25 protein-coding genes and 1 tRNA gene are annotated in these 23,326 nt (G+C 42.7%); 5 read left to right on the forward strand and 21 right to left on the reverse strand.

Annotation, left to right across the window (positions count from 1 at the left end; translation table 11 throughout):
* Positions 1-19 precede the first annotated feature (19 nt).
* From atpA to DFR58_RS13305, 6 genes are all read right to left on the reverse strand, one after another.
* Positions 20-1,528 (reverse strand): F0F1 ATP synthase subunit alpha, encoded by a 1,509-nt coding sequence (atpA, locus tag DFR58_RS13280; RefSeq protein WP_114298344.1) that lies wholly within the window; start codon positions 1,526-1,528, stop codon positions 20-22.
* A 173-nt stretch (positions 1,529-1,701) separates the two neighbouring features.
* On the reverse strand, positions 1,702-2,238 hold the full coding sequence (gene atpH, locus DFR58_RS13285) for an ATP synthase F1 subunit delta (protein WP_114298345.1): 537 nt from the start codon (positions 2,236-2,238) through the stop codon (positions 1,702-1,704).
* A gap of 32 nt (positions 2,239-2,270) precedes the next feature.
* Positions 2,271-2,756 (reverse strand): F0F1 ATP synthase subunit B, encoded by a 486-nt coding sequence (gene atpF / locus DFR58_RS13290; RefSeq protein ID WP_114298346.1) that lies wholly within the window; start codon positions 2,754-2,756, stop codon positions 2,271-2,273.
* Positions 2,757-2,967: 211 nt separating this feature from the next.
* Positions 2,968-3,204, reverse strand: coding sequence for an ATP synthase F0 subunit C (atpE, locus tag DFR58_RS13295; protein WP_423230836.1), 237 nt, complete (start codon positions 3,202-3,204; stop codon positions 2,968-2,970).
* Positions 3,205-3,217: 13 nt separating this feature from the next.
* Positions 3,218-3,925 carry a F0F1 ATP synthase subunit A gene (locus tag DFR58_RS13300; RefSeq protein ID WP_114298347.1) on the reverse strand — a complete coding sequence of 236 codons (708 nt, stop codon included), beginning with the start codon at positions 3,923-3,925 and terminating at the stop codon, positions 3,218-3,220.
* A 13-nt stretch (positions 3,926-3,938) separates the two neighbouring features.
* Positions 3,939-4,316, reverse strand: a complete 378-nt coding sequence (locus DFR58_RS13305) for a hypothetical protein (RefSeq protein ID WP_114298348.1) — start codon at positions 4,314-4,316, stop codon at positions 3,939-3,941.
* A 331-nt stretch (positions 4,317-4,647) separates the two neighbouring features.
* On the opposite strand from DFR58_RS13305, the gene DFR58_RS13310 reads away from it, so the two are divergent.
* The 3 genes from DFR58_RS13310 (at position 4,648) to DFR58_RS13320 (ending at position 7,483) form a co-directional block, all read left to right on the forward strand.
* Positions 4,648-5,460, forward strand: a complete 813-nt coding sequence (locus DFR58_RS13310; protein ID WP_114298349.1) for a motility protein A — start codon at positions 4,648-4,650, stop codon at positions 5,458-5,460.
* 3 nt (positions 5,461-5,463) lie between these two features.
* Positions 5,464-6,261, forward strand: a complete 798-nt coding sequence (locus DFR58_RS13315) for an OmpA/MotB family protein (RefSeq protein ID WP_114298350.1) — start codon at positions 5,464-5,466, stop codon at positions 6,259-6,261.
* A 172-nt stretch (positions 6,262-6,433) separates the two neighbouring features.
* The gene (locus DFR58_RS13320; RefSeq protein ID WP_114298351.1) at positions 6,434-7,483 is read left to right on the forward strand and encodes a virulence RhuM family protein; all 1,050 of its coding nucleotides are present in this window, start codon (positions 6,434-6,436) and stop codon (positions 7,481-7,483) included.
* A 117-nt stretch (positions 7,484-7,600) separates the two neighbouring features.
* Here DFR58_RS13320 and wecB read toward each other — a convergent pair whose 3' ends face one another.
* From wecB to DFR58_RS22515, 12 genes are all read right to left on the reverse strand, one after another.
* Positions 7,601-8,752, reverse strand: coding sequence for a non-hydrolyzing UDP-N-acetylglucosamine 2-epimerase (wecB, locus tag DFR58_RS13325; protein WP_278278812.1), 1,152 nt, complete (start codon positions 8,750-8,752; stop codon positions 7,601-7,603).
* A gap of 43 nt (positions 8,753-8,795) precedes the next feature.
* Positions 8,796-10,022, reverse strand: coding sequence for a glycosyltransferase family 4 protein (locus DFR58_RS13330; RefSeq protein WP_114298352.1), 1,227 nt, complete (start codon positions 10,020-10,022; stop codon positions 8,796-8,798).
* A gap of 13 nt (positions 10,023-10,035) precedes the next feature.
* Positions 10,036-10,473, reverse strand: a complete 438-nt coding sequence (locus DFR58_RS13335) for a deoxycytidylate deaminase (protein ID WP_114298353.1) — start codon at positions 10,471-10,473, stop codon at positions 10,036-10,038.
* 69 nt (positions 10,474-10,542) lie between these two features.
* On the reverse strand, positions 10,543-11,172 hold the full coding sequence (upp, locus tag DFR58_RS13340; RefSeq protein ID WP_114298354.1) for a uracil phosphoribosyltransferase: 630 nt from the start codon (positions 11,170-11,172) through the stop codon (positions 10,543-10,545).
* 16 nt (positions 11,173-11,188) lie between these two features.
* Positions 11,189-11,635, reverse strand: coding sequence for a ribose 5-phosphate isomerase B (gene rpiB / locus DFR58_RS13345; protein ID WP_114298355.1), 447 nt, complete (start codon positions 11,633-11,635; stop codon positions 11,189-11,191).
* A gap of 86 nt (positions 11,636-11,721) precedes the next feature.
* Positions 11,722-12,228 (reverse strand): low molecular weight protein arginine phosphatase, encoded by a 507-nt coding sequence (locus DFR58_RS13350; protein WP_114298356.1) that lies wholly within the window; start codon positions 12,226-12,228, stop codon positions 11,722-11,724.
* Between the two features lie 22 nt (positions 12,229-12,250).
* The gene (locus DFR58_RS13355) at positions 12,251-13,303 is read right to left on the reverse strand and encodes an L-threonylcarbamoyladenylate synthase (RefSeq protein WP_114298357.1); all 1,053 of its coding nucleotides are present in this window, start codon (positions 13,301-13,303) and stop codon (positions 12,251-12,253) included.
* 17 nt (positions 13,304-13,320) lie between these two features.
* Positions 13,321-14,061, reverse strand: a complete 741-nt coding sequence (locus tag DFR58_RS13360; protein WP_114298358.1) for a ZIP family metal transporter — start codon at positions 14,059-14,061, stop codon at positions 13,321-13,323.
* Between the two features lie 91 nt (positions 14,062-14,152).
* A complete protein-coding gene (prfA, locus tag DFR58_RS13365; protein WP_114298359.1) occupies positions 14,153-15,232 on the reverse strand; it encodes a peptide chain release factor 1 in 1,080 nt (359 codons plus the stop codon).
* Positions 15,233-15,443: 211 nt separating this feature from the next.
* Positions 15,444-15,593 carry a hypothetical protein gene (locus DFR58_RS21865; protein WP_170138151.1) on the reverse strand — a complete coding sequence of 50 codons (150 nt, stop codon included), beginning with the start codon at positions 15,591-15,593 and terminating at the stop codon, positions 15,444-15,446.
* 250 nt (positions 15,594-15,843) lie between these two features.
* Positions 15,844-17,856: an MXAN_6640 family putative metalloprotease gene (locus DFR58_RS13375; protein WP_114298361.1), complete on the reverse strand. Its 2,013-nt coding sequence runs from the start codon at positions 17,854-17,856 to the stop codon at positions 15,844-15,846.
* A 108-nt stretch (positions 17,857-17,964) separates the two neighbouring features.
* Positions 17,965-18,093, reverse strand: a complete 129-nt coding sequence (locus DFR58_RS22515) for a hypothetical protein (RefSeq protein WP_278278813.1) — start codon at positions 18,091-18,093, stop codon at positions 17,965-17,967.
* Between the two features lie 244 nt (positions 18,094-18,337).
* On the opposite strand from DFR58_RS22515, the gene DFR58_RS13380 reads away from it, so the two are divergent.
* Positions 18,338-18,428: transfer RNA gene (locus DFR58_RS13380), tRNA-Ser, on the forward strand.
* A 156-nt stretch (positions 18,429-18,584) separates the two neighbouring features.
* Here the strand turns inward: DFR58_RS13380 and DFR58_RS22565 are convergent.
* Positions 18,585-19,835, reverse strand: a complete 1,251-nt coding sequence (locus DFR58_RS22565; RefSeq protein WP_207659231.1) for a hypothetical protein — start codon at positions 19,833-19,835, stop codon at positions 18,585-18,587.
* 168 nt (positions 19,836-20,003) lie between these two features.
* Complete coding sequence (locus DFR58_RS13390; protein ID WP_114298362.1) at positions 20,004-20,801, reverse strand: SDR family NAD(P)-dependent oxidoreductase; 798 nt, start codon at positions 20,799-20,801, stop codon at positions 20,004-20,006.
* A 110-nt stretch (positions 20,802-20,911) separates the two neighbouring features.
* On the opposite strand from DFR58_RS13390, the gene DFR58_RS13395 reads away from it, so the two are divergent.
* Positions 20,912-21,781 carry a helix-turn-helix transcriptional regulator gene (locus DFR58_RS13395; RefSeq protein WP_114298363.1) on the forward strand — a complete coding sequence of 290 codons (870 nt, stop codon included), beginning with the start codon at positions 20,912-20,914 and terminating at the stop codon, positions 21,779-21,781.
* 103 nt (positions 21,782-21,884) lie between these two features.
* Here DFR58_RS13395 and DFR58_RS13400 read toward each other — a convergent pair whose 3' ends face one another.
* Positions 21,885-23,318 carry a TrkH family potassium uptake protein gene (locus DFR58_RS13400; protein WP_242987631.1) on the reverse strand — a complete coding sequence of 478 codons (1,434 nt, stop codon included), beginning with the start codon at positions 23,316-23,318 and terminating at the stop codon, positions 21,885-21,887.
* Between the last annotated feature and the right edge of the window lie 8 nt (positions 23,319-23,326).

Here is a 23,326-nt window from a genome sequence, read left to right on the forward strand (position 1 = left end):
GTATCACCCGCATTCCACTTTAAATAAATACTGTCTTAAATTCTTCTATGGCAGCTTTCAGCAAGGCTTCTGTTTCAGAGCTTAATTCACCCGTTTCCGCTATGCCCTCGGGGATCTTAGGATGCCTGTCTCTTATGAACCTGATCAGCTCGGTATTAAATCTTTTTACATCCTTCACAGGCAAATCCATAAGATATTTATTGGTAGCGGCATACAGCACCATAACCTGGTCCTCTACATGCATTGGGGCATACTGAGGCTGCTTTATGGTTTCTATCAGGCGCTCTCCCTGTGTAAGCTTGTCTCGCGTCGCCTTATCAAGATCCGATCCGAACTGGGCAAACACGGCAAGATCTCTGTACTGGGCAAGGTTTATTCTCAATGCTCCCGCAACCTTCTTCATGGCCTTTATCTGAGCGGCTCCCCCAACTCTCGATACCGACAGACCGACGTTTACAGCAGGCCTCTGTCCGGAGAAAAACAGCTCGGTTTCAAGGTAAATCTGCCCATCGGTAATGGATATTACATTTGTTGGTATATATGCCGATACGTCGCCTGCAAGCGTTTCTATAATAGGCAGCGCGGTAATGGAGCCTCCCCCCAGAGCATCGCTGAGCCTTGCAGCTCTTTCAAGAAGTCTGGAATGCAAATAAAAAACATCTCCGGGATAGGCTTCTCTTCCCGGCGGACGCCTGAGAAGCAGAGACATCGCTCTGTATGCAACGGCATGTTTGGAAAGGTCATCATATACTATAAGCACATCCTTATGGTCATTGTACATAAATTCCTCCGCTATGGCACAGCCGGCGTAAGGAGCTATATACTGCACAGGAGCTGTTTCACTTGCCGTTGAAGAAACAATAACGGTATACTCCATAGCACCGAATTCATCAAGAGTGTTTACTATACCCGCAACCGTCGATGCCTTTTGCCCTATCGCAACATAAATGCAAATAACATCCTTGCCCTTTTGATTTATTATAGTATCAATAGCAATAGCGGTTTTACCCGTTTGCCTGTCTCCTATTATAAGCTCTCTCTGTCCTCTTCCTATGGGTGTCATGGAATCAATTGCCATAATACCTGTCTGCAACGGCTTGGTTACAGACTTTCTGTCAACAACGCCGGGCGCGGTAAAGTCTATTGGCCTGTACCTGCCTGTATTTATCTCCCCCCTGCCGTCAATAGCGATGCCCATGGGGTTAACCACTCTTCCTATAAGAGCCTTTCCCACCGGCACCTCAACCGTTTTACCGGTTCGCTTGACAGGCGAACCCTCCTTTATGTCCTCGGAATTTCCTAAAATAACACATCCTACGTTATCCTCTTCAAGATTTAACGCCATTCCCAAAACATTATTGTCAAACTTCAGCAGCTCTCCGGACATGCATCCTTCCAGCCCATATATTCTTGCAATTCCATCTCCTGCCTGAATAACATATCCTACATCCTCGGTCTTGGCTTTTACCCCATAGTTCTCAATTTGCTCTTTTATTATTGAACTGATTTCTTCAGGCCTTAAATTCATTTATATCACCTCAGCAACCCCATCGTGAATCCCCAGCTATTAACTAAAAACGCATACATCCTTACGGCCTGCTATTCCGTCAACATTGTTATCCTCGAAACGGGTAAATTTTACATAGTTATAATACCTTTATTTTTGCCCTGCTTTTAATACGAAATACAGGCAGTACGCTTTCAGCCTCCCATTATAAACTCCTTAAGGCCTTCCAGCCTGCCCGCTATAGAACCGTCCATCACCTTATCCCTTATTATTACTCTGAGTCCTCCGATAAGCCCCGCGTCAATCTCGACACTGGCCTTAACGGAGTGTGCATTGTACATTATTCTATACTTTTCGCACAAGGAATCTATTTGCTTCTTTTCAGGCTCCTGTGGCGAAGCTATAATAATGCGAAGGATGTTTTCTTTTTTATCCGCCAGAACTTCAAATTCGCTGCATATCCCCGAGAGCAGGCCTATTCTTCCTTTATCCAGCAAAAGCATAAGGAAATCAACAAGATGGCCCTTCACACTTTCCGAAAATATTTTTTTAACTGTGTTTTTCTTTATTTTAGCTTTAATCTCAGGATTTTTTAAAAACTCCCTCATACTGTCATTTTTTTCAAACACATAAGCTATGGAGGACAAATCCTGCTTGTACTCCTCAATAGCTTTCTGCTCCTCCGCTATATTTATTAAAGCCTCTGCATACCTCTTTTCAATTAAAGGCACTTTAAAACACCTTCTCTTCTAAAATAATCAAGCTAAGCCGCACCAACACGGTCTATAAACTTATCCACAAGAGCCCTGTTACCCTCGGTATCCATATTGGCCTCAATAACCTTTGACGCAGCAGCAAGCGCCAGTCCGGCCACCTGAGATTTTATATCCTTCATGGACTGCTCTCTCTCGCGCTCTATCTCATCCCTTGCTTTGGAAATAATCAGCTCTGAATTTTTTCTGGCCTCGGATATAATACTGTCGCACTCCCTGCTTGCTCTTGCGCGTGCCTCCTCAAGTATTTTATCCGCCTCTGCCTTGGCAGTATTTAACTGCTCCTCATATTTTTTCTTTAATTCAGCCGCCACAGCCTTGTCCTTCTCCGCACTGTCCAGAGAATCCTGAATGCCCTTAGACCTCTTTTCCATAAACTCAGTCACCGGCTTAAAAAGCAGCTTTCTCATGAAAAAATAGAGGATCACCAGATTGATTGCCACAAAAATAAAATCAAACTTTTCAAATGAAAGCATATGTCCCTCCCTCTTTAAGAAGCTATACTTAAATTAAATAAACTGTATATATAATGCCATTCCTAAAGGCCTGCCCTTAAACTATCAAGAAATATCCGGCTGTTTTTAGAAATGAATATGGATTTTTGTTATCAATATGTGAAAGGATATGTAAAACATCCTTTCACATATCTAAACTTTAATTCTTTGAAGCAAACAGACAGACATACTATTATGCCGCCCATTTCATCAACAGCAGTATCAGCGCAATAACAAATCCGTATATGGCAGTTGCTTCTGAAAGCGCAGTTCCCAATAAAGTAACACTCATTATTTTTCCCGATGCCTCCGGCTGTCTTGAGATTGCCTCAGAAGCCTTACCGGTAGCAATGCTTATACCGATTCCCGCTCCTATTCCCGTAAAAGCAGCAATAGCCGCGGCAATAGCTACAAAACCGTTCACGCCCATTTCCTCACCTCCCCTACTCAATGGCTTCCGCTATATAAAGCGAAGACAAAAAGACAAATATATACGCCTGCAAGATTCCATCAAACAAATCAAAATATATGCTCAAGGCAGCAGGTACTACTGCCGGCATAACAAGATATATTAATTCCATTATAATAAACGCACCCATTATATTCCCGAATAAACGCAGCGCAAGCGAAAACGGTCTTATAAAATAGTCAAGAATTTTAAAAGGCAATATTACCGGCATTGGCTCCGCAAAGCTCTTAAGCCAGCCCTTGGGCTTTTTAATCGCTATGCCTGAAAAAAGGACGACCAGTATTGATATAATGGCCATGCAGGCGGTGACATTTATATTTCTCGTAGGGGGGCGAAGCTTAAAGTCATGTCCGGGAAATATATTGAAAATAGAAATAGTGTTTGAGACTATAAGAAATAAAAGTACAGTTCCTAAATACGCTGAAAAGAATCTCCAGTGATGGCCTATGTTCTCTTTGGCAAATGAATTTATAAATTCCACAACAGCTTCAACAACATTTTGTTTACCCTTTGGCACTGCCTCCAATTTTCTTGTGAAAATAAAAGCAAGCAAAATCAAGGCTGTTACAATAATCGACACTACCACCATAGTATCAGATACCGGGATTCTATATCCAAAAATCCGAATACCGAACAGCTCGTGAGACTGCATGGCATAAGTCAGTCTTTCACCTAGTTCCATTGTTTGCACCTTCTTACTCAAAATTATTATGCGTTACCCTTAGTATTTCGGTAATGTTATTAATAAAGATAACAGCAGGAACCAACAAAATACCCGCAACAACCCCTGCAAATAATGGGAAGCTTAAATTAATGGCAGCCGTAAGCAGTACAATAACAGCAAGCTGGCTCATTATATAATTCAATGTCACTCTCCTTCGAGCCGTACCCCTGTCGCCATTAACAAGCACGCGTGATAGGAACGATGCCTGTGAAGAAAATCTCAGAAGGCTGAAAGCACCTCCGGCAAACAACCCAAAAAGCACCGTCCATTTAGATTCTATAAATATTAAATTCAATACCGCCAGCAATAAAAAAAGCACACATACTCTTCTGGCTATAAACTTTTCCAACTTACTTCCAAATAAATTTTTAATCCACATAGTTATCAAAAATAATTAAAGTTCCAATATACAAATGCCGATAAACAAAATATGCATGAGGGCTTTACAACTATTGCAATGCCCTGCCAGCAAGGCTGTTGCACAAAAAAATAAATTTGTAAATTATAATATCACAGAGGTATATTTAAATCAATACCCTGATTGATTTTTTTTTAACAAATAGCAATCGTTTACAATATTGCCTCCGTTATTTCTTTGTGCCATGGTTTATTTATGTAACAATTGCACAATTACAAAATTGCAATTATGGTTGCAATAATTCATCTACAGGAGTGATTTTATGGATATTGGTGCTTTAATCGGACTTATTACGGCATTTTCAGGTCTTATTTTAGGTTTTCTTATTGAAGCGAAATTTGAGTTTACCGCACTTAGCGGGTTGATATCTGCTCCGGCAGCCTCTTTCGTTCTTATTGGCACCATAGGAGCTGTAATTCTCAGCTTCCCCGTCTCGGAATTGAAAAAACTTCCCGGTGCATTAAAAACAGTTTTTACTATAAAGCATTACAATGAAGTAGATATGATAAACCAGCTTGCCGAGCTTTCGGAGAAGGCAAGAAAAGACGGGCTTTTAAGTCTGGAGCAGGATGCGCAGAGCAATGAAAACGAGCTTATTAAAAAGGGTCTGGCTCTTGTTGTGGACGGCATAGAAACAGAAGTAATAAAGGATATTCTGGAAAGGGAGAATGAGCTGAGAGAAAGCATTCATGAATCGGGGGGCAAGATATTTGAGGCAGCGGGTGGATATTCTCCTACGATGGGGGTGCTGGGTACGGTTATGGGAATGGTAAACATACTGGGGCATATGGGCGCCGATACCGTCGCTCTTGCACACATGATAGCTACAGCCTTTGTCGCTACAATGTACGGTGTTCTGTTTGCCAATGCCGTATACCTTCCGTTTGCCTCAAGGATCAAGGTAAAGGCAGAGAGGGAAAAAATGATAAACGACCTGATTATAGAGGGGCTGCTCTCCATACAGGCAGGTGAAAACCCGAGGATAATAAAGGAAAAGCTAAACCTTACGCTTCTGGAAAAGATGAGTGGAAAATCAGACTCAAAGCAGGAACAGCTTGAAGAAGTGGAGGGATAAAAATTGGCGAAGGAAAAGGTAGTAAAGGATACCTCCGAACGGTGGCTGCTGACATATGCCGATCTTATGAACCTGCTGCTTATATTTTTTATAATACTTTACTCAATGAGCCAGATGGACCAACAGAAGTTTGAGCAGTTTTCCCAGTCCTTTCAAGAGGTTCTCGGAACAAGCACAGGCACTACCTTCATGCCCACCAGCGGCGGCGGGAATTCCCCCATAAATCTTGGGGCCAACGCGCTTCCCTCAAGCCCGGTGATTCCGTCGAGGAATGAGCAGCAGCAGATGGAGGCTGTGAGAGAAAGCGTGTCTGAGCTTATACAAAGCGGCGGCTTAGGAGGAAATGTAGATGTAAGGCTTGAGGAGCGGGGAATAGTCATTTCAATCACCGCACAGCTTCTTTTTAAGCCGGGAAGCGCAGATTTAGAGCCCAATTCAAAACCTACAATAGAGGAAATAGGACAGGTGCTTAAAAAGATAAGCGGTAACTACATAAAGGTAGAGGGCCACACAGACTCGGATCCGCTGTCAAGAGCATCTAAATACGCAGATAATCTTGAATTGTCAACTGCCAGAGCAAATAATGTGCTGAGGCTTCTTGTTAAAAATGCCGGAATCGACCCCAAAAAGATTTCATCTGCAGGCTACGGGGAGGAAATGCCCATAGCTAAAAACGATACCGCTGAAAATAAGGCCAAAAACAGAAGGGTCAACATTGTTATATTGCGAAGCATATATGATAAATCGCAGCCCGAGACTATAGAAAGCCCTTCGGGAAGCTCTAAGGATCTGCTCCCTTAAAAGGAGCAAAAAGAAAAAACACAGGGCCTTTAAAAGGCGCCGTGTTTTTTTGTATATAATTTGAACTATGGGTATTCTTGACGTGGACTTCTGTGATATTATGAAATTGGTATTATACAGGCAATTAATAAATATAAACTTTAAACATAAAAAAGTGGAGGACATAAATCCTATGGCGAAGAAAAAGAATAACGAAATCACAATTCGCTCCAGTGCAGCTGAATATCTGACATTTATTGCTGCAACAGGAGACAATGAACAAAGCTTTGAAGTTCGCTATCAGGATGAGAATATTTGGATTACGCAAAAAATGATGGCTACACTGTATGATGTTAGTATTGCAGCTATTAACCAACATTTAAAAAAGATTTTTGACGACGGCGAACTCGAACCTGATTCAGTTATTAAGAAATACTTAATAACTGCCACCGACGGGAAAAATTATAATACAAACCATTATAACCTGCAGGCAATAATAGCGGTAGGCTTTAAAGTAAACAACGAACGTGCTGTCCAATTTCGCAAATGGGCGAATCAGATTGTGAAAGACTACACCATTCAAGGCTGGGTTATGGATGAGGAGCGTTTAAAACACGGCGGAACAATCCTCACACAGGAATATTTCGACCGACAACTTGAAAAAATTCGTGAAATACGTTTGAGTGAGCGGCGGTTCTATCAGAAAATAACCGACATTTATGCAACAAGTCTTGATTATGACAGCACAGCAAAAACCACACGGGATTTTTTCGCTAAAGTACAAAACAAGCTACACTTTGCTGTTCATGGCAACACTGCTGCTGAGGTTATATATAATCGTGCAAACGCCCAAAAAAAACATATGGGTTTGACCACTTGGAACGACGCACCGCAAGGAAAAATCCAGCGTAGCGACGCTGTTGTGGCAAAAAATTATTTGTCGGAGGTGGAATTGCATTCGCTAGAGCTTATCGTGTCGGCGTATCTTGATTTGGCGGAACGCCGTGCATTACGACATATTCCAATGACAATGGAAGACTGGGCAAAACACCTTGACTTAATTTTACAGGCTGACGGGAACGAACTCTTAACAAACGCAGGAAAAATTTCCACACAAATAGCCGAGCAGCACGCACTTTGTGAATTTGAAAAATATCGTGTCATACAAGACAGACTGTTTGAAAGTGACTATGACAGATTTTTAGCGCAGCTTAACATGCTAGAAGAAAAAAGCAAGCAGTGAGCAGGAAAACCGTGAACTTGAGAGAGGTGCTATTCCTTACGGGACAACGCCCCTCTCCTTCTTTATATGTGTCGGTATTGAACCGCGCCTTTAAAAGGCGCGGTGTTTTTTTGTTCTCTATGCCCCAAACTCACAGGGCTTTTCGGAGCTGTATTTAAATTGATATAAAAGAGCCTGCGCTATTCTTTTGCACGCTTGTCCGTCCCCATATGGATTTACGGCTTTAGACATCATGCCGTATATCGAGGCATCCTCCAGAAGCTCCCCGGCAAGGGCAATTATCCTGTCCTCATCCGTGCCCGCAAGCTTGAGAGTTCCCGCCGATATCCCCTCCGGCCTTTCAGTCTCATTTCTAAGCACAAGAACAGGCTTTCCAAGAGACGGAGCCTCTTCCTGCACCCCTCCTGAATCAGTCATTATAAAGCAGGATTTGTTCATTAAAGCCGCAAACTCCTGATAATCAGGAGGATCAATCAGGTGTATCCTTTCATGGCCTCCCAAAATTTCTCTTGCCACATTCTGAACTGCGGGGTTTAAGTGTACGGGATAAATAATGTGTACATCGGCATATTTATCGGCTATGACCCTTAATGCACGGCAAATGCTCTTTAGCGGCTCCCCTAAATTTTCTCTCCGGTGAGCCGTAACCACAATCACTCTTGCTCCCGGATAGTCAATTTGGGGGAGTCCTGTGCCGCTTAAACCGCGTTTATCGGTGACAATTGCTTTTAAAGCATCAATCGCTGTATTCCCTGTAACATATATCTTATCCTTGGGTATATTTTCATTCAGCAGGTTTTGCCTGCTTTTTCCGGTAGGGGCAAAGTGCATGTCCGCCAGTGCTCCCGTGAGCTTTCTGTTCATCTCCTCAGGATAAGGAGAATACTTGTCAAACGTACGCAAGCCGGCCTCCACATGCCCCACAGGTATTTTATTATAGAACGCGGCAAGACTCCCCGCAAAGGTTGTTGTGGTGTCTCCGTGCACCAGCACAATATCGGGCTTTTCGTCTGCGAAGATACCGTTTAAGCCCTCTATAGCCCTTGTGGTAATACCCGCCAGAGTCTGCATATCCTTCATTATATTTAAATCGTAATCAGGCCTTATATTGAAAATATTAAGAACCTGATCAAGCATTTGCCTGTGCTGCGCCGTAACGCACACAACCGATTGAATTTTCTCGTTCCCTTCCAGTTCCTTTACTAGAGGCGCCATTTTTATTGCCTCAGGTCTGGTACCGAAAACAGTCATTACTTTTAACTTTTTCACTTTTGGTTCTCCTCTTACTGTTAAGCACATGTAATATAATATTTTATGACAATTCAGAAGATATGTCCTTGGGTACAGAAGGAGTGTCTTCCTCCGATGAAGGAGCCTCTTCTTTTGAAGAAGATATGCCCTCGTTCATAGCATCACCGTCACCAGAATCATTGGAATTCTTTGCCGGATCATTTTCGGGAACCTCTTCAAGCTCCTCATCATCTCTTGTTGTAATTTCACTCATATACCTGGCTCCCGCTATAACAAAAACGGAAATGGCCAGCACCAGTATAATGGCGCTCAATACTCCCTTATCCGCCAGCACTATGGCACAAAGCCCTAAAGTGGCACTTACGGTATACATTACTACAACAGACTGCCTGTGGCTTAACCCCATGTCAATAAGCCTGTGGTGAAGATGTCCCCTGTCCGGCTCCATTATAGGCTTTTTATTTATAATTCTTCTGATAATGGCAAAAGAAGTGTCAAACAAAGGAAGCCCAAGCACAAGAAGTGGAATTGCTATTGCTATGGCAGCATAGGACTTCAGTGTACCCTGTATGGATATCACTCCCAGCGCAAAGCCCAAAAAATTTGATCCTGTGTCCCCCATAAAAATTTTTGCGGGATTAAAGTTGTACGGAAGAAAGCCAAGCGCAGATCCCGCTAAAGCCGCTGTCACTATTGCTATATCCCATCTTTCAAGTATTATGGATATGAAAAACAGCGAAAGAGAAGCTATTGAGGATACTCCAGCCGCAAGGCCATCAAGCCCGTCTATCAGATTTACGGCATTTGTTATGCCTACTATCCATAAAATAGTTATACCATAGGATATTACAGGATTGAGCTCGGAAATACCTATTGAAGAAAACGGGTTTGTCACAAAGCCTATACGAGTACCTGTAAAAGCTACTATACATGCCGCCGTAATTTGAAACACAAGCTTGTACCTTGCACGCACCTGCTTTATGTCGTCTATTATCCCTATTACTGTAATAATAAGTACACCCACAAGAAACCCTATAAATTGAAAATTGGGTTTAAAAGCACTTGAGGCACTTATATACAGGCTTACCGAGGTAAATAATATTGCCACTAAGAAGCCTGATACAATTGCCAGGCCTCCCAACCTGGCAATTGGCTTTTTATGCATCCTCCTGTTGTCTCTCGGCACATCTATCGCACCCCATTTAAAAGCAACCTTTTTTGCTATGGGTGTGGCAGAAAAAGCTACAATAAAGGACAAAATGAAGGATATAAAATACTCGTATATCAAAACAACACCTTCTTTAAAATTTGACCACCCTTACGCCTGCTTCCTTAAGCAGCTCGGAGGAAAGCTTATCTGGGTACTCTCCGCTGAAAACGACCTTTTTAATTCCTGAATTGATTATCATTTTTGCACACAATACGCAGGGCTGATGAGTTACGTACATAGTACCGTCCTTAACGCTTGTTCCTGAATACGCAGCCTGAACTATAGCGTTTTGCTCTGCATGGATAGCTCTGCACAGCTCATGTCTTTCCCCTGAAGGTATCTGCATCTGCTCCCTCATGCAGCCGATCTCCGCGCAATGCTTGCAGCCCACGGGAGCGCCGTTGTATCCTGTGGCAAGTATTCTTTTATCTTTTACTATCAGAGCCCCTACCTGACGCCTTATACAGGTGGATCTGGTCTTTATAAGATTCACAATGTCCATAAAATACTCGTCCCAAGTCGGCCTCATACGTAAAACCCCCACCCTTTAATGGCATAAAATGTATTTTCTTAAAGCATCTATTTATTCGGACAATAGCTATTTAGTTCCAAACAGCCTGTCTCCCGCATCCCCTAAGCCGGGAACGATATAGCAGTGGTCATTCAGCTTCTCATCCACACACGCACAGTATATTTCAACATCGGGATGCGATTCGTTAACTCTTTTTATACCCTCCGGGGCCGCTATAAGGCACATGAGCTTTACACTGCTTACGCCCTTGTCCTTTATAAACTGTATTGCAGCAGATGCAGAACCCCCTGTGGCAAGCATGGGATCTAAAATAACAATATCCCTTTCCGCCGCGTCAACAGGAAGCTTGCAGTAATACTCCACAGGCTTTAAGGTTTCAGGATCCCTGTAAAGTCCTATATGACCCACCTTTGCCATGGGCAGCAACTGTATCATCCCATCCACCATGCCCAGACCGGCCCTTAAAATAGGCACAATCCCAAGCTTCTTTCCCGAAATCACCTTTGTCTTTGCAATACCTATCGGAGTTTCTATTTCTACCTCCTTAAGAGGCATATTCCTTGTCACTTCATATCCCATCAGCATTGAAATTTCTGAAACCAGTTCCCTGAATTCCTTTGTGTTTGTATTTTTATCTCTCAAAAGGGATATCTTGTGTTGTATAAGAGGATGGTCAAAAACAAATACGTTATTCATACCGCAAATACCTCCCTTATTTTAAAAAATTTTTTTCTATTTCACAAATTTTATTTACTCGTGTTAAATGCCTTCCGCCCTTAAATTCCGACTTAAGCCAGGTATGTACTATATCCAGCCCAAGGTCAACTCCTATCACACGTCCTCCCAATGCAAGTATATTAGCATTGTTATGCTCTCTGCTCATCCTTGCCATATAGCTGTCGGTGCAGACGGCAGCTCTTATTCCGCGCACCTTGTTTGCCGCTATGGAAATACCTAAGCCTGTCCCGCATATAAGTATTCCCTTTTCACACTCATTATTTATTATTGCCTGTGCCACAGGCAGAGCGATATCAGGATAATCCACCGAATGCTCACTGCAGATTCCGAAATCCTTTACTTCGTATTTTTCAGCTTCAAGAAACTCCATAATCTTCAACTTTAATGCGTATCCCCCATGGTCACTGCCTATTGCAATCATTGCTGGTATCCTCCTTATTTACTTTTCATAATTATTTTATAGTATCAGGTTTTATATGTCAAAAAAACTTTCCTTACGAAATTTTTCTATATATGCAGCTCCTTCTCCAGTCTGCGAACAACTCCCTCCAAGGAATTCCTTATTTCGCGCGCGCACTGCTTATACACATGGAGAGGCATTCCGTACGGATCGACAATGTCAAGATCATAGTTGGAGGTTCCCGAGGCATAGTAATCGGTAGCCCCGGAAGCGTACTCCTTGAGGGTAAATACTTTACCGCGCGCCTTGGGAAACATCGAAATGATCCCTTCCTTATGGGCTCTTGTCATTGTCAATACTATGGAGGCTTCTTCTATATCTCTGTCCGTTACCTGCTTTGAGCGGTGAAGGCTTATGTCAACGTCCCACTGCTCCATCAATGCCCTGATTGCGTTTCCGCTGGCACCGTCCCCTGAAAAGGCGGCGGTTCCGGCAGAATTGCAGGTATATTCCACAGACAGCTTGGCATTATCCTTTATAATAGATTTAAAAATACCTTCAGCCATGCTGCTCCTGCAGGTGTTTCCCGTACAAATAAAAAGTACTTTTTTCATAGCTCTAACCCCAATTCCCTAATCAAACCCTTATTATATTATACCCTGCCGCCTTATTCATTCTGTTCATAACGGCAAGACCTATTCCCGCACTGTCTATTGCCTCCGATATTATTACCTGCACACCCATGGAATCCATCTCCCTTAAAACCTTAAACAGGCGTGCAGCTATTGTCTCGGGATTGTCCCTGTCGCCCATTGATATTACGTTTTCAAAAGGGTACATGTCTATGGTCTGCCGTGTAGCCAGTATTCCGGCCTTTATGCCCCTGCCTTTATACTCGCCCGCCAATTCCTTTATCTTAAAGGCAACGTGCTTAACCTCCCCCTCCACGACAATCACCTTCGCTCTTGGAGAGTAATGAGTATACTTCATCCCGGGAGCTTTGGGGACAGAATCCTTTTTTGCTCCGTCCGCATCCGATGGTTCGATACTCACAGGGCCCACCAGACCCTCAAGCTGCAATAGAGTTATTCCTCCCGGCCTCAGTACGGCGGGAGGCACCGACGTCATATCCACAACTGTGGATTCTAAGCCGACTTGCGCGCTTCCCGCGTCAATGATAACATGCACCTTACCCTGCAAATCCTCAATGACATGGCGGGCAATTGTAGGGCTGGGAAGCCCCGAGGTGTTTGCACTGGGCGCCGCCACAGGAACACCGGCCTCCCGTATTAAAGCCAGTGCCACAGGATGCGCCGGCATTCTTACACCTACGGTATTCAGCCCTGCCGTAACGGCATCGGGAACTATGCCGGACTTTTCCATGATGATGGTAAGAGGCCCCGGCCAAAGTTTGTCCATCATAAGGGAGGCCTTGTAAGGGATACCGGCAACCAAACTATTGACAGAGTCTTTACAGGCAACATGCACAATCAGAGGATTGTCTCCCGGGCGCCCCTTTGCCTCAAAAATTCCCGAAACAGCATTGCCATCCAGTGCATTGGCTCCCAGCCCATACACCGTTTCGGTAGGGAATGCCACCAAGCCGCCGGACTTTATAACCTCAGCACAGTACCCAAGCTTTCCCATATCTATGCTGTTTACATCCAACGCAATAATTTCAGTTTTCACACTCCCTTACCTTCCCTTCAATTATATATTGTAACTAAAATGCCGCATAAAATACCGATAACATTTCCTAGGGACGGAAGCCTTCCAGCGTATAGCCTTTTTGATTGAGGCACAATTTCAGCACATACTATATAAAGCATTGCCCCTGCCGCAAAGCCCAGGCATACGGGTATGAAAAGCTGTGAAAGCTCTCCCAGAACGGCCCCTGCCAAGGCGCCCAATCCCATCGGTACACCCGAAAGCACCGTAATTAAGAAAGCCTTCATTTTTGAAAATCCTCCGGCTCTCATGGGTACAGCCATTGCCACTCCCTCTGGTATATCATGTATCAATATAACAAGGGTAAGTGTAAACCCCAGGCTTGCAGATGCCTCAAAGCCCGAGCCAACTGCAAAGCCCTCGGGGAAATTATGCAGTGCAATCCCCATTGCCGTGAGTATTCCTGTCTGCAAAAGCTTGTCTCCCCTGTGCGTCCTCTTGAAAACCGCCGCCTTGCTCAGCATATTTTCAAATAATATAACAGCACAAACACCTGCGAACATTCCAAAAAAGGCCAGACCCGCACTCCCCAGTCTGAATGCTTCCGGTATCAGCTCAAAGCATACAACAGAGGTCATTATCCCTGCCGAAAATTCCAGTATGAGGCTCATAAAGCGGTTGCTTATATCGTTAATGAAAAAAGCCATAAGCCCGCCTATAGAGGTTCCTATAATTCCCGACGCCAAACCTATTAACGTAACACGGATCAAATATTCCATAGCTCCTCCCGGTAATAAAACATTCCTTTTAATCTTATTCCCGAAGGAGAGGTAATATTGCAGTATTTCATTAAATAAGGCCTAAGAACCCTCAGTCCTCTTCATCGCTTCCGCTTCCGAGCCTCCCTGCATGGTCTGAAGTAATCAGAGAATCAAAGATCTCGTCAAAGTCTCCGTTCAAAACCTCCTCCAGCTTATATAAGGTAAGGCCTATTCTGTGATCCGTAACTCTGCCCTGAGGATAGTTATATGTCCTGATTCTTTCACTTCTGTCCCCCGTACCCACCTGGCTTTTTCTTGCCTGTGCAACTTCGGAGTGCTGCTGCATCTGTGCAATGTCATAAAGCTTTGACCTTAAAATCTTCATTGCCTTGTCCTTGTTTTTATGCTGAGATCTCTGATCCTGACAGGTAACCACAATTCCGCTTGGCCTGTGCGTTATCCTGATGGCAGAATCGGTCTTGTTTATGTGCTGCCCCCCTGCACCCGATGCGCGGTATGTATCTATATCCAAATCTGAGGCGTTTATTTCCACGTCTACTTCATCAACCTCAGGCAAAACCGCTACTGTAATGGTAGAGGTATGTATTCTTCCGCTTGATTCGGTGGAAGGCACCCTTTGAACCCTATGAACCCCACTCTCGAATTTTAAGCGGCTGTAAGCGCCCTTTGCCTCTATTGAAAACACCACTTCCTTAAAGCCTCCCAGCTCAGTGGCATTGGAATCAAGTATTTCTGTTTTCCAACGTCTTCGCTCGGCATACATTGAATACGCCCTGAAAAGAACTCCCGCAAAAAGAGCGGCTTCTTCCCCGCCCGCACCTCCTCTTATTTCAACAATGACGCTTCTGTCATCATTGGGGTCCTTGGGCAGCAGCAATATTTTGAGCTCCTGCTTAACACTGTCAAAGCACCCATAAAGCTCCTTCAATTCAGCTTCGGCCATTTCCTTAAAGTCCTTGTCGGAACTATCTCCAAGAAGCTCTTTAGTTTCGTCGATATCGTTGCTGATTTTTTTGTATTCACGGTATTTTGATACGATATCCCCCAGCTCGGAATGCTCTTTCATCAGCTTCCTATACTCATCCTGATTTGAAATAACAGCAGGATCGCTCAGCTTCAGGTTAATTTCATCGTATCTGTTTTCCAGTACTTCAAGTTTGTCGAACATTCCACACCTCATGTATAAAAATAAATTTACGATGTTATATTATAGCATAATATATTATCCAAATCTACAATTATAAATAATGGAAATTTATCTCACAAGCTTTTTATATTGCCTGTAAATATAAAAAGCTTATAAAAGGGCTTTTACATGCAAGCAGGGAGGGTGTATACACCCTCCCTGCTCAGGCTTTAAGCCTTTAAATTATGTACATCTAATCCTTGCAATATCCGCTGTTGCATCCTCCAAAGCCGCCAAATCCGCCTCCGCAGCAGCAGCACAGGATAACAATTATAACTATTATCCATATCCACTCGCTTCCTCCTCCGAAGAAGCCGCCAAATCCGCCTCTTTCATCTGACATAATTAATTCACTCCTTTCAAAATCACTATTCGGTATTGCGGGAATAATTCCAACGCAAATTTTTATAATGCTTACACATTTTTCAAAAGTACCTGTCAAACCTGCCAATAGTGTTTTGTACTTCCATAACAGGCTTTTAGTCCATGCTATGCTTTTATTTACGCTTCCAAGAGCCTTTTACAGTCACTATCATACTATTCACACTTATCAATTTGTGTTACCCTCCCTGGCAGAGAATAAATTAAATTTTTCAGGTGTTGACGGAATAATTATAATAAATCCTATCTGTCTTTCTATGTACATTGACAGGAATCAGGCATATTTCCTTATGCATTTCTCCAAAGCTTTCACATATTATTTGTGCTCTGCTGTTTCTTCCTGATAGCTGAACATCTGAAATTTCACAGGAATCATCGCTGCGCTTCCTTTTTTGGAGCTTAAACTTCATTCCTCTATCCCCGCGCCTTTCAACCGTTATTTTGAGATTTTTCCCCGCAGCCCCGACAGAGGGCTTAAAAAGTACATAGCAGGAGGCCATGTGATCCAGCCTTCCGCTTTGATGCCCAACGGGATATGCCGTATATATGTTTTTTATCTTAAGGGCCGAGGTCCACAATGCTCCCTCCTTGTAATACTGAGCAGGATTAAAGTTGCAGGCGGCAAATCTTTCGAATGCTGTCTCAATACCGTCCTTAGGATTTATTTCCCTTATGGCGTCGTTGATGGCATTTAAGCTGTTTCGATGCGCCTTTGCCTGAAGCTCCCACACCCTTTTTATAATCTTATGCCCTCCCATATTTTCCGAAAGGTATTTTGCAAATATAACTCCCCCGTAATTGCTTTGTTCAAGCGACTTCTGAGGATTGGAAAACACCCTGTCTATATACTGTATATAGTCATTAATGCTGGTATATATTTCATCCTCATTCCAGGTAGCCGTTGCCTCCTTCCACCATGAATCGGCATCTGCGTTATACGCATTCTGTACGGCATGAAAAAACTCGTGCGCAGCCGTCACCCTCATACAATCATTCCTGCTTTTTTTAAATCCCTTTGAGGCCGCATAGCTGTTATCTATGCATATATAGCAGGATGAGGTTCTAGGTTCCCATGATGACGTCCCATAAAAGGTTTTTGGAAACATCACCCCGTATATTCCTCTTAAGTCATATACATATATGTCAAAATCCTTTTTGCCGGGATCGAGTACAGGGGCTTTAAAGCCTCTTGTCTCGCACGTTATATTCCTTGAATTATCAAAAGCCGCTCCCACAGACTCTATATAATCGGGAATGCCGCTCCTGTTGGTATCTGCCGCAGATACCGCATTTGCTCCCGACAGGGTGTAATGTATTTTAAAGTAGCCCGATTTGCTGGTATAAGCCCTGTCCAGCTTAGGAGGGGATGATATGTACCTCTCAGCCTCTCTTTTAATCTCACTGTCGGCATTATCTCCCAAAATATAGTCATATATCTCCTTTATCATTGTAGTGGCGCTTTTAATAGGGACTGAAGACCTGTACTCCCTTGTGAGCTTTTGACTGTCAAATATGGAGTGCAGATAATGGAGTATCTTTTTCTTTTCGTCCAGAATTCCGTTTTCAAAAGCCATTCTTACCTTTCCCTCAGAAGACACCTCGGGTATTTTTGTATTTATTAAAACCTGCCGGGTTACACTTCCCGCAGATATATTTACATTCAGCTTAACGCTCTGCAAATCATTATGCCTGAGACAAAATCTGCTATCCTCGAGACTAAGCTGCCGGTTGTCAAACAAATATCTTACCTTCCCTGCCAATATGTTTCCATCCCGGTCCTTTAAAACCATGTTCAAAGAGAAATCCTCATTAAATTCAACCTCCTGAATGTCTCCCGTTTTTAATTCTATAGAAGCCACATCTCTTAATGCAAAGTCATTTACAGAGGCTTTTTTTTCATCAATATATATGTCGGTATTTATAGCTCCCGTTCCCTCAGGGAGTGTATTTATGTCCAAATTTACGGTATATTTGCCTCCATCAGCATCAAAGCTGTATTCTCCGTTTTCATCCGTCTTTACACTTGATATAAGCCTTTCCTTTATTACAAAAACCCCGTCATCCTTTGCCGGGTCAATTTTATTTTTAGGATCAGACCTGTAAAGATTTACCGTAACACCGGGAAGCACCTGCTCATCCTTATCCACAGTATTATTATGGTTAGAGTCTTTGTACACAACCCCTTTAATAACCTTTTTAGCTGTATCCCTTGTAATCATATGCATACCTTTTCACCTCCGCAGAAATAATCAAATATATATCCCCACTAAAAACTATGTCCATTATATAAATAGAAGCCACCAGCAGGTGACTTCTACCCTTAAGGAGTATGTTTATGCGTTATCCTTGCAAGCGCCATAACCTATTCCGCCGCAATAAAACAACAGAAGGAATATGATTATAAAGAACAGTATTGTACAATCATTTCCAAAAAATCCTCCATATCCTCCACATCCGCCCATATGAACTCTCCTTTCAACTTTATGTTAATATTAATTTCATTTGTAATATTAATATATTAATAGATTGTAGCATTTGTTACATAAAGTGCAGGTAAAAATATATGAAGAATGCAAGTGTCTGAACAAACTCCCATAACAAATTTGTAATAAATTCTATAATAATTAAATTAATCCTTGTTGACAAGGAGCGGCATCTAATGTAAAATAGTTAAGCGGTGCTGGTATTTGTACCGCATAATTTTATGGAAAGATGGCTGAGCTGGTCTAAGGCGCACGACTGGAAATCGTGTGAACGCTAACCCGTTCCGAGGGTTCGAATCCCTCTCTTTCCGCCAAAGTAAAAGCTGGCAATTGAGACATATTGACAGCAAAAGGAAATCTCGCTACACAAGTTTGTAGTGAGATTTTTCTTTTTCCTTGAAAATTGCCTCATAAAAAGAAAAATCTCCGTCAAACACAATACGAATGAAGGAGATTCATTTATTCTTTGCTTACAGAGACTTAATCATCTCAATTGCTTTCATTATCCACCGAGTGGCACCGGTCAGGCGGTAACCTGTGAACCCGGCCTCTTTGAGAATATCCGTAATTTCCGCCTCAGCAATTTCCAGATTCAGAAAGCCGGATAATCCGCCCCGCTCCCTTGCAATCTCTTTCACATAATCCCAGTAGGTACCGGCGTAGCCGAATGTCGTTGCGTATTGCTCCGGCTCGGCGACGGCGGCTTGCACCATTTCTTCGGTATCCTCGTAAAACAGACTGCGCCCGTTATCGTATAGAGGATAAAAGCTCTCTGCACCATTGCTCATTTTAATGGCGATATTGGAAAGGTGCCTGTCGTCCTGTCGAGTGATGAAGTCCAGTAGAATCATTTTCGCAATATCGTCTTTGTACTGCGGACGAACTGACACAAGGTTTTTATACTCGTTATCCGAACGCACTCCATCAAACAGGCGGCGAAAATGTACGATGTACTCTTTTGAGAAGTCATACAGGAAAGCCGAGAACACCGTGTCCTTGTCAATGCGATAAGCCGGGCAGCAAGGTACACCGAGTTTTTGCGCCAGAAGGAAAACCGCAACTTCGGATTCCACATCGGTAATCAGCGGACTGATACGCTGTTTATAGATGCCGTATTGTCCATCATATACGCCGTAACGCTTAATGTTATAGCCCTCCGGCGTGTCAATGCTGTCGCCGGCTAAGTCAATGCGCTGGTGGAAAACTGAATCGAAAACATCGGTAATTACCGAATCCAACTGATCATCTTCGCTGTTTGAAATCCAGAGTAAATCTTTCGGATGGATGCCGTGAGTAATTTGCGCAATGCGGAGAACATCATAGTTTGATAAACCGCAGCGGAACAGTATGTTTTCAATATCCCGCCTGTCGCGACTGACTATACGCTCGGAAAGGAACTCAGTAAACCGCTCCGCACTCCAGCTATCTGCGCCGTGGGTGTACATGGACACAACAGAGTTAAACTCAGGTTCGCCAAACTTCACATTGTTAGCGGAATCAATCGTTGCGATAACGGCGTTATCCCACTTCAAATAGCGAAGCCGCTCTTTGGGCTTTTCGCGCCCGTCGGCAGGTTTCTCCGCATTCGCCGGTATTTTATAGCTCTTGCCCTGCTTCACCGCGCCGGGAATTTTGCCCTCGCTGCAAAGCACGCGAACGCGGCGGTCAGAAATGCCCCACTTGGCGGCAGCTTGCAAGGCAGATATATATGGCATACTCATATCGTAACCGCTCCCTTCACATTGAACAGTATAGCATAAATCGGAATAAAAGTCAAGAAGTATTATTCCGATAATTCAAAAGCAGACGGCAAATTATTCAATATAAAATGGAATCAAATTGTAAAATTTAACCAATAAGCGTTGATTTTTTTAGCATCAATATATTACCTAAAACGACTTTGTTCTAATCATCAGTTGCCTTCCGAGCTTAGTTACAATACTTCTTGGAGACAACCTGATTGATTCTGTCATCAACTTATTCCCAATCCCCGCAACAGCTACAGCCTTTCCTTTCATCAAGGCAGAATACCCGATCTCTGCAACCTTGCCTGCATCCATAAGGCTGCGGCTAAACATTCTTGTGTCCTCAATTTTTGCCCTCTTTGCAAAATTCGTTCTTGTAGCGCCTGGGCACAACGCTGTAACCGTAACCCCGGAGCCTCTCAGTTCTTCTGCAATTCCCTCGGAAAAGTGAAGTACAAAAGCTTTTGAAGCACAATAGACGGCATTCAACGGACAAGGCTGAAATGCACCGGTTGAAGCCAGATTAAGAATTTTTCCATCCCTTCTTTTAACCATATCATCCAGAAAAAGCCGTGTCAGCTTTGTTAATGTAAACATATTAACATACATTAACTGAACATTGTCTTCAAGAATTGTTTCATGAAAGTTTCCGTATACCTGAATACCTGCGTTATTGATCAGTACGTCTACCTGTATAGACTTTTCCTTAATAAAGCTGTATATTTCTTGTGCGCTCGATAGCTGAGATAAATCTACCGGCAGATGTGTGATCCGAGTACTTCCATTCTGTTCACGTAGTTTTGATACGGCTTTGTTAAGATTTCCTTCATTCTGTGAAACTAAAACCAAATCATACCCGTTCTTTGCAAAAATTCTTGATAATTCAAAGCCTATACCGCTTGATGCTCCTGTGATTAATGCCGTTTTCCCTTTTACAGACATAACACAACCTCCCATTTTATGTATTTACCGATTATATCTTTGCTGCCCAATTTTTTCATGATATTATTATCTCAAAAACAATATTCAGGGTATAGGAGTGTGTTTATCCTATGATTAATACTACTACCATAAAAAATCAGAGTACTGATAAAATTCGGAGAACTGAATTATCCAATTTTCTTCGGATCCGCAGAGAACGTTTAAATCCTGAACATTTCAAAATACCTGTCTCCCCAAGAAGACGGACTCCCGGACTTCGCCGGGAGGAATTGGCGCAGCTGGCTGGAGTAAGTGTTTCCTGGTACACCTGGCTGGAGCAAGGCAGACCTATAACCGTATCAGATCAGGTACTGGAAAGCATATCACGGGTCCTCCAGCTTAACTGGGCGGAACGCAGGCATTTATTCCTGCTTGCCAAAGATCACTTACCCCCGTCAAGCCTCAGCAGCGAAGATATGCATTGTATCAGCCCACAATTACAACAAGTACTCGATGCTTTCGGAATTTGTCCCGCATATATGCTGGACAAATTTTGGAATATTGTCGCCTGGAATAAAAGTGCTGCTAAAGTTTTCTCAGATTATACCACCTTATCATCCCGTGACAAAAACCTTATCTGGTTGCTCTTCACTCATCCGTCACAAAAAAAACTGATTGTTGACTGGGAGAATGAAGCCAGAAGATGCATTGCACAATTTCGGTTCAGCATTGACCAATATATTGGCGAACCATGGTTGACAGAACTTATAAATGATCTGAATTATGTCAGCTCCGACTTTCGCAATTGGTGGACAAAATACGACATTCAAGCTGCCCACGGGAAATGTAAGCGGTTGAACCATCCACAAGCGGGCAGCTTGGCGTTGCACGCTACAACATTGCTGCTTCCTGATTATAATGAGTTTAAGATAATTGTTTATACGCCTCTTCCCGAAGAAGGAACAGCTGATAAACTGGCAAAATTAGTGGAAATACGATAGTATTATAATTAAAAGAATAAATCTCCCTTTATATAAATAGGCTTATTTTAGATTTTCATGAATTAAACAGGAGCGTCCCTAAGTAAGTCAAAATGTTTCAATATTACCATGTACCTTTATTTTTAGCAGCTCTCACAATAACGTTCCTTCCATCTTTAAAAATTTTAATACCTGCAATAAAAATTACATAAATCTCAAGTCTGCCAAACAACATACCTACGATCTGCGTCCATAAAACAATGGGAGGTGTTGTAGGAAGTGTAATTCCAACCGATAGTCCTACAGTACCTAAAGTTGAAGCATATTCAAACAAAGAATCCTGAAGGGAATAACCATTTGCGGTCATTATACTTACACCCGCGAAGAATGTTACCATATATACGAAAGTGTAATTTGAAGCTTCTGAGATGTGTCTCTCTTCTATAAAAAGTTTGCCTTCCGGCCTATAAACATAATCCTCATTGACCAAGTGCTCAGGCAAGAATTTTTTTCTTAATTGCCAAAAAAATGCCTTAAACAATAAATAAATTCTATTCTGCTTTATTCCGCCTGCGGTTGAACCTGCGCCTCCCCCAATCAGCATGAGGACAATTAATAGAAAAATCGGGAACGGTGTCCAGCTGTTAAAACTAACAGTTGAAAAGCCTGTAGTACTAAGGGCTGTTACTACTTGAAACGCAGAAGCCCTTAACCCCTGAGGTATATTTCCATAAATTCCGTTTAAAGAGACAAATGAAACAATAGGTATCATAAGTCCCAGTAAAACCAGCATGAACCGCATCTCTCCCACTCTAAAAAAGCTTCTGAACTTCCCTCTGATCAAGAGCAAGTGCGCTGCAAAGTTTGTTGTTCCCATAAGCATTAAGATTATTGTTACCAGTTCAATGGGAAGGCTTTTATACGTGCCTATGCTGTCAACCTGCGTAGAGAATCCTCCTGTCGACAGTGCGCATATTGAATGGTTTATTGCATCAAATAATGGCATCCCAAGAAACACATAAAGAATTGTACCCGCCACAACATACCCTGCATAAATAGACATAATTATTCTTGCTGACTTTGCAAGGTTAGGAAGAAGTTTATCCGAGTGGCCTTCAGCATTGTAAAGCCTCATTCCATATGTTCCTGATAAGGCCGAAAGCATTACTAAGACTAATCCTACTCCGCCGAAAAACTGCATGATACTTCTAAACAGTAAATATATTTTAGGAGTAGCAGTAACATCAACAACAGACAGTCCTGTAGTAGTCCAACCGCTGACTGCCTCAAAAAAAGCTTGCGTAAAGTTTAGCTGTTTAGATAGCATAAATGGCACTGCAGAGAAAAAAGCAGCCAAAAGCCAAACAGCAATAACGATTACAGTATCCTGCCTGAGTGATAACTGCCGCTTTTTTTTACCACGGATTAAAAGACTTAAGAAAAAACCCAGCAAAATTGCTATAGCTGCAGGAATAACAAAGTTTAGAGCATATCCCAATTCATTTGGATATATAAGAATAACAAATATCGGTAATAGCATAATGCCGCCTATAATCATGGTTAATA

Source organism: Anaerobacterium chartisolvens (assembly GCF_003337415.1).
GTDB classification, from domain to species: domain Bacteria; phylum Bacillota; class Clostridia; order Acetivibrionales; family DSM-27016; genus Anaerobacterium; species Anaerobacterium chartisolvens.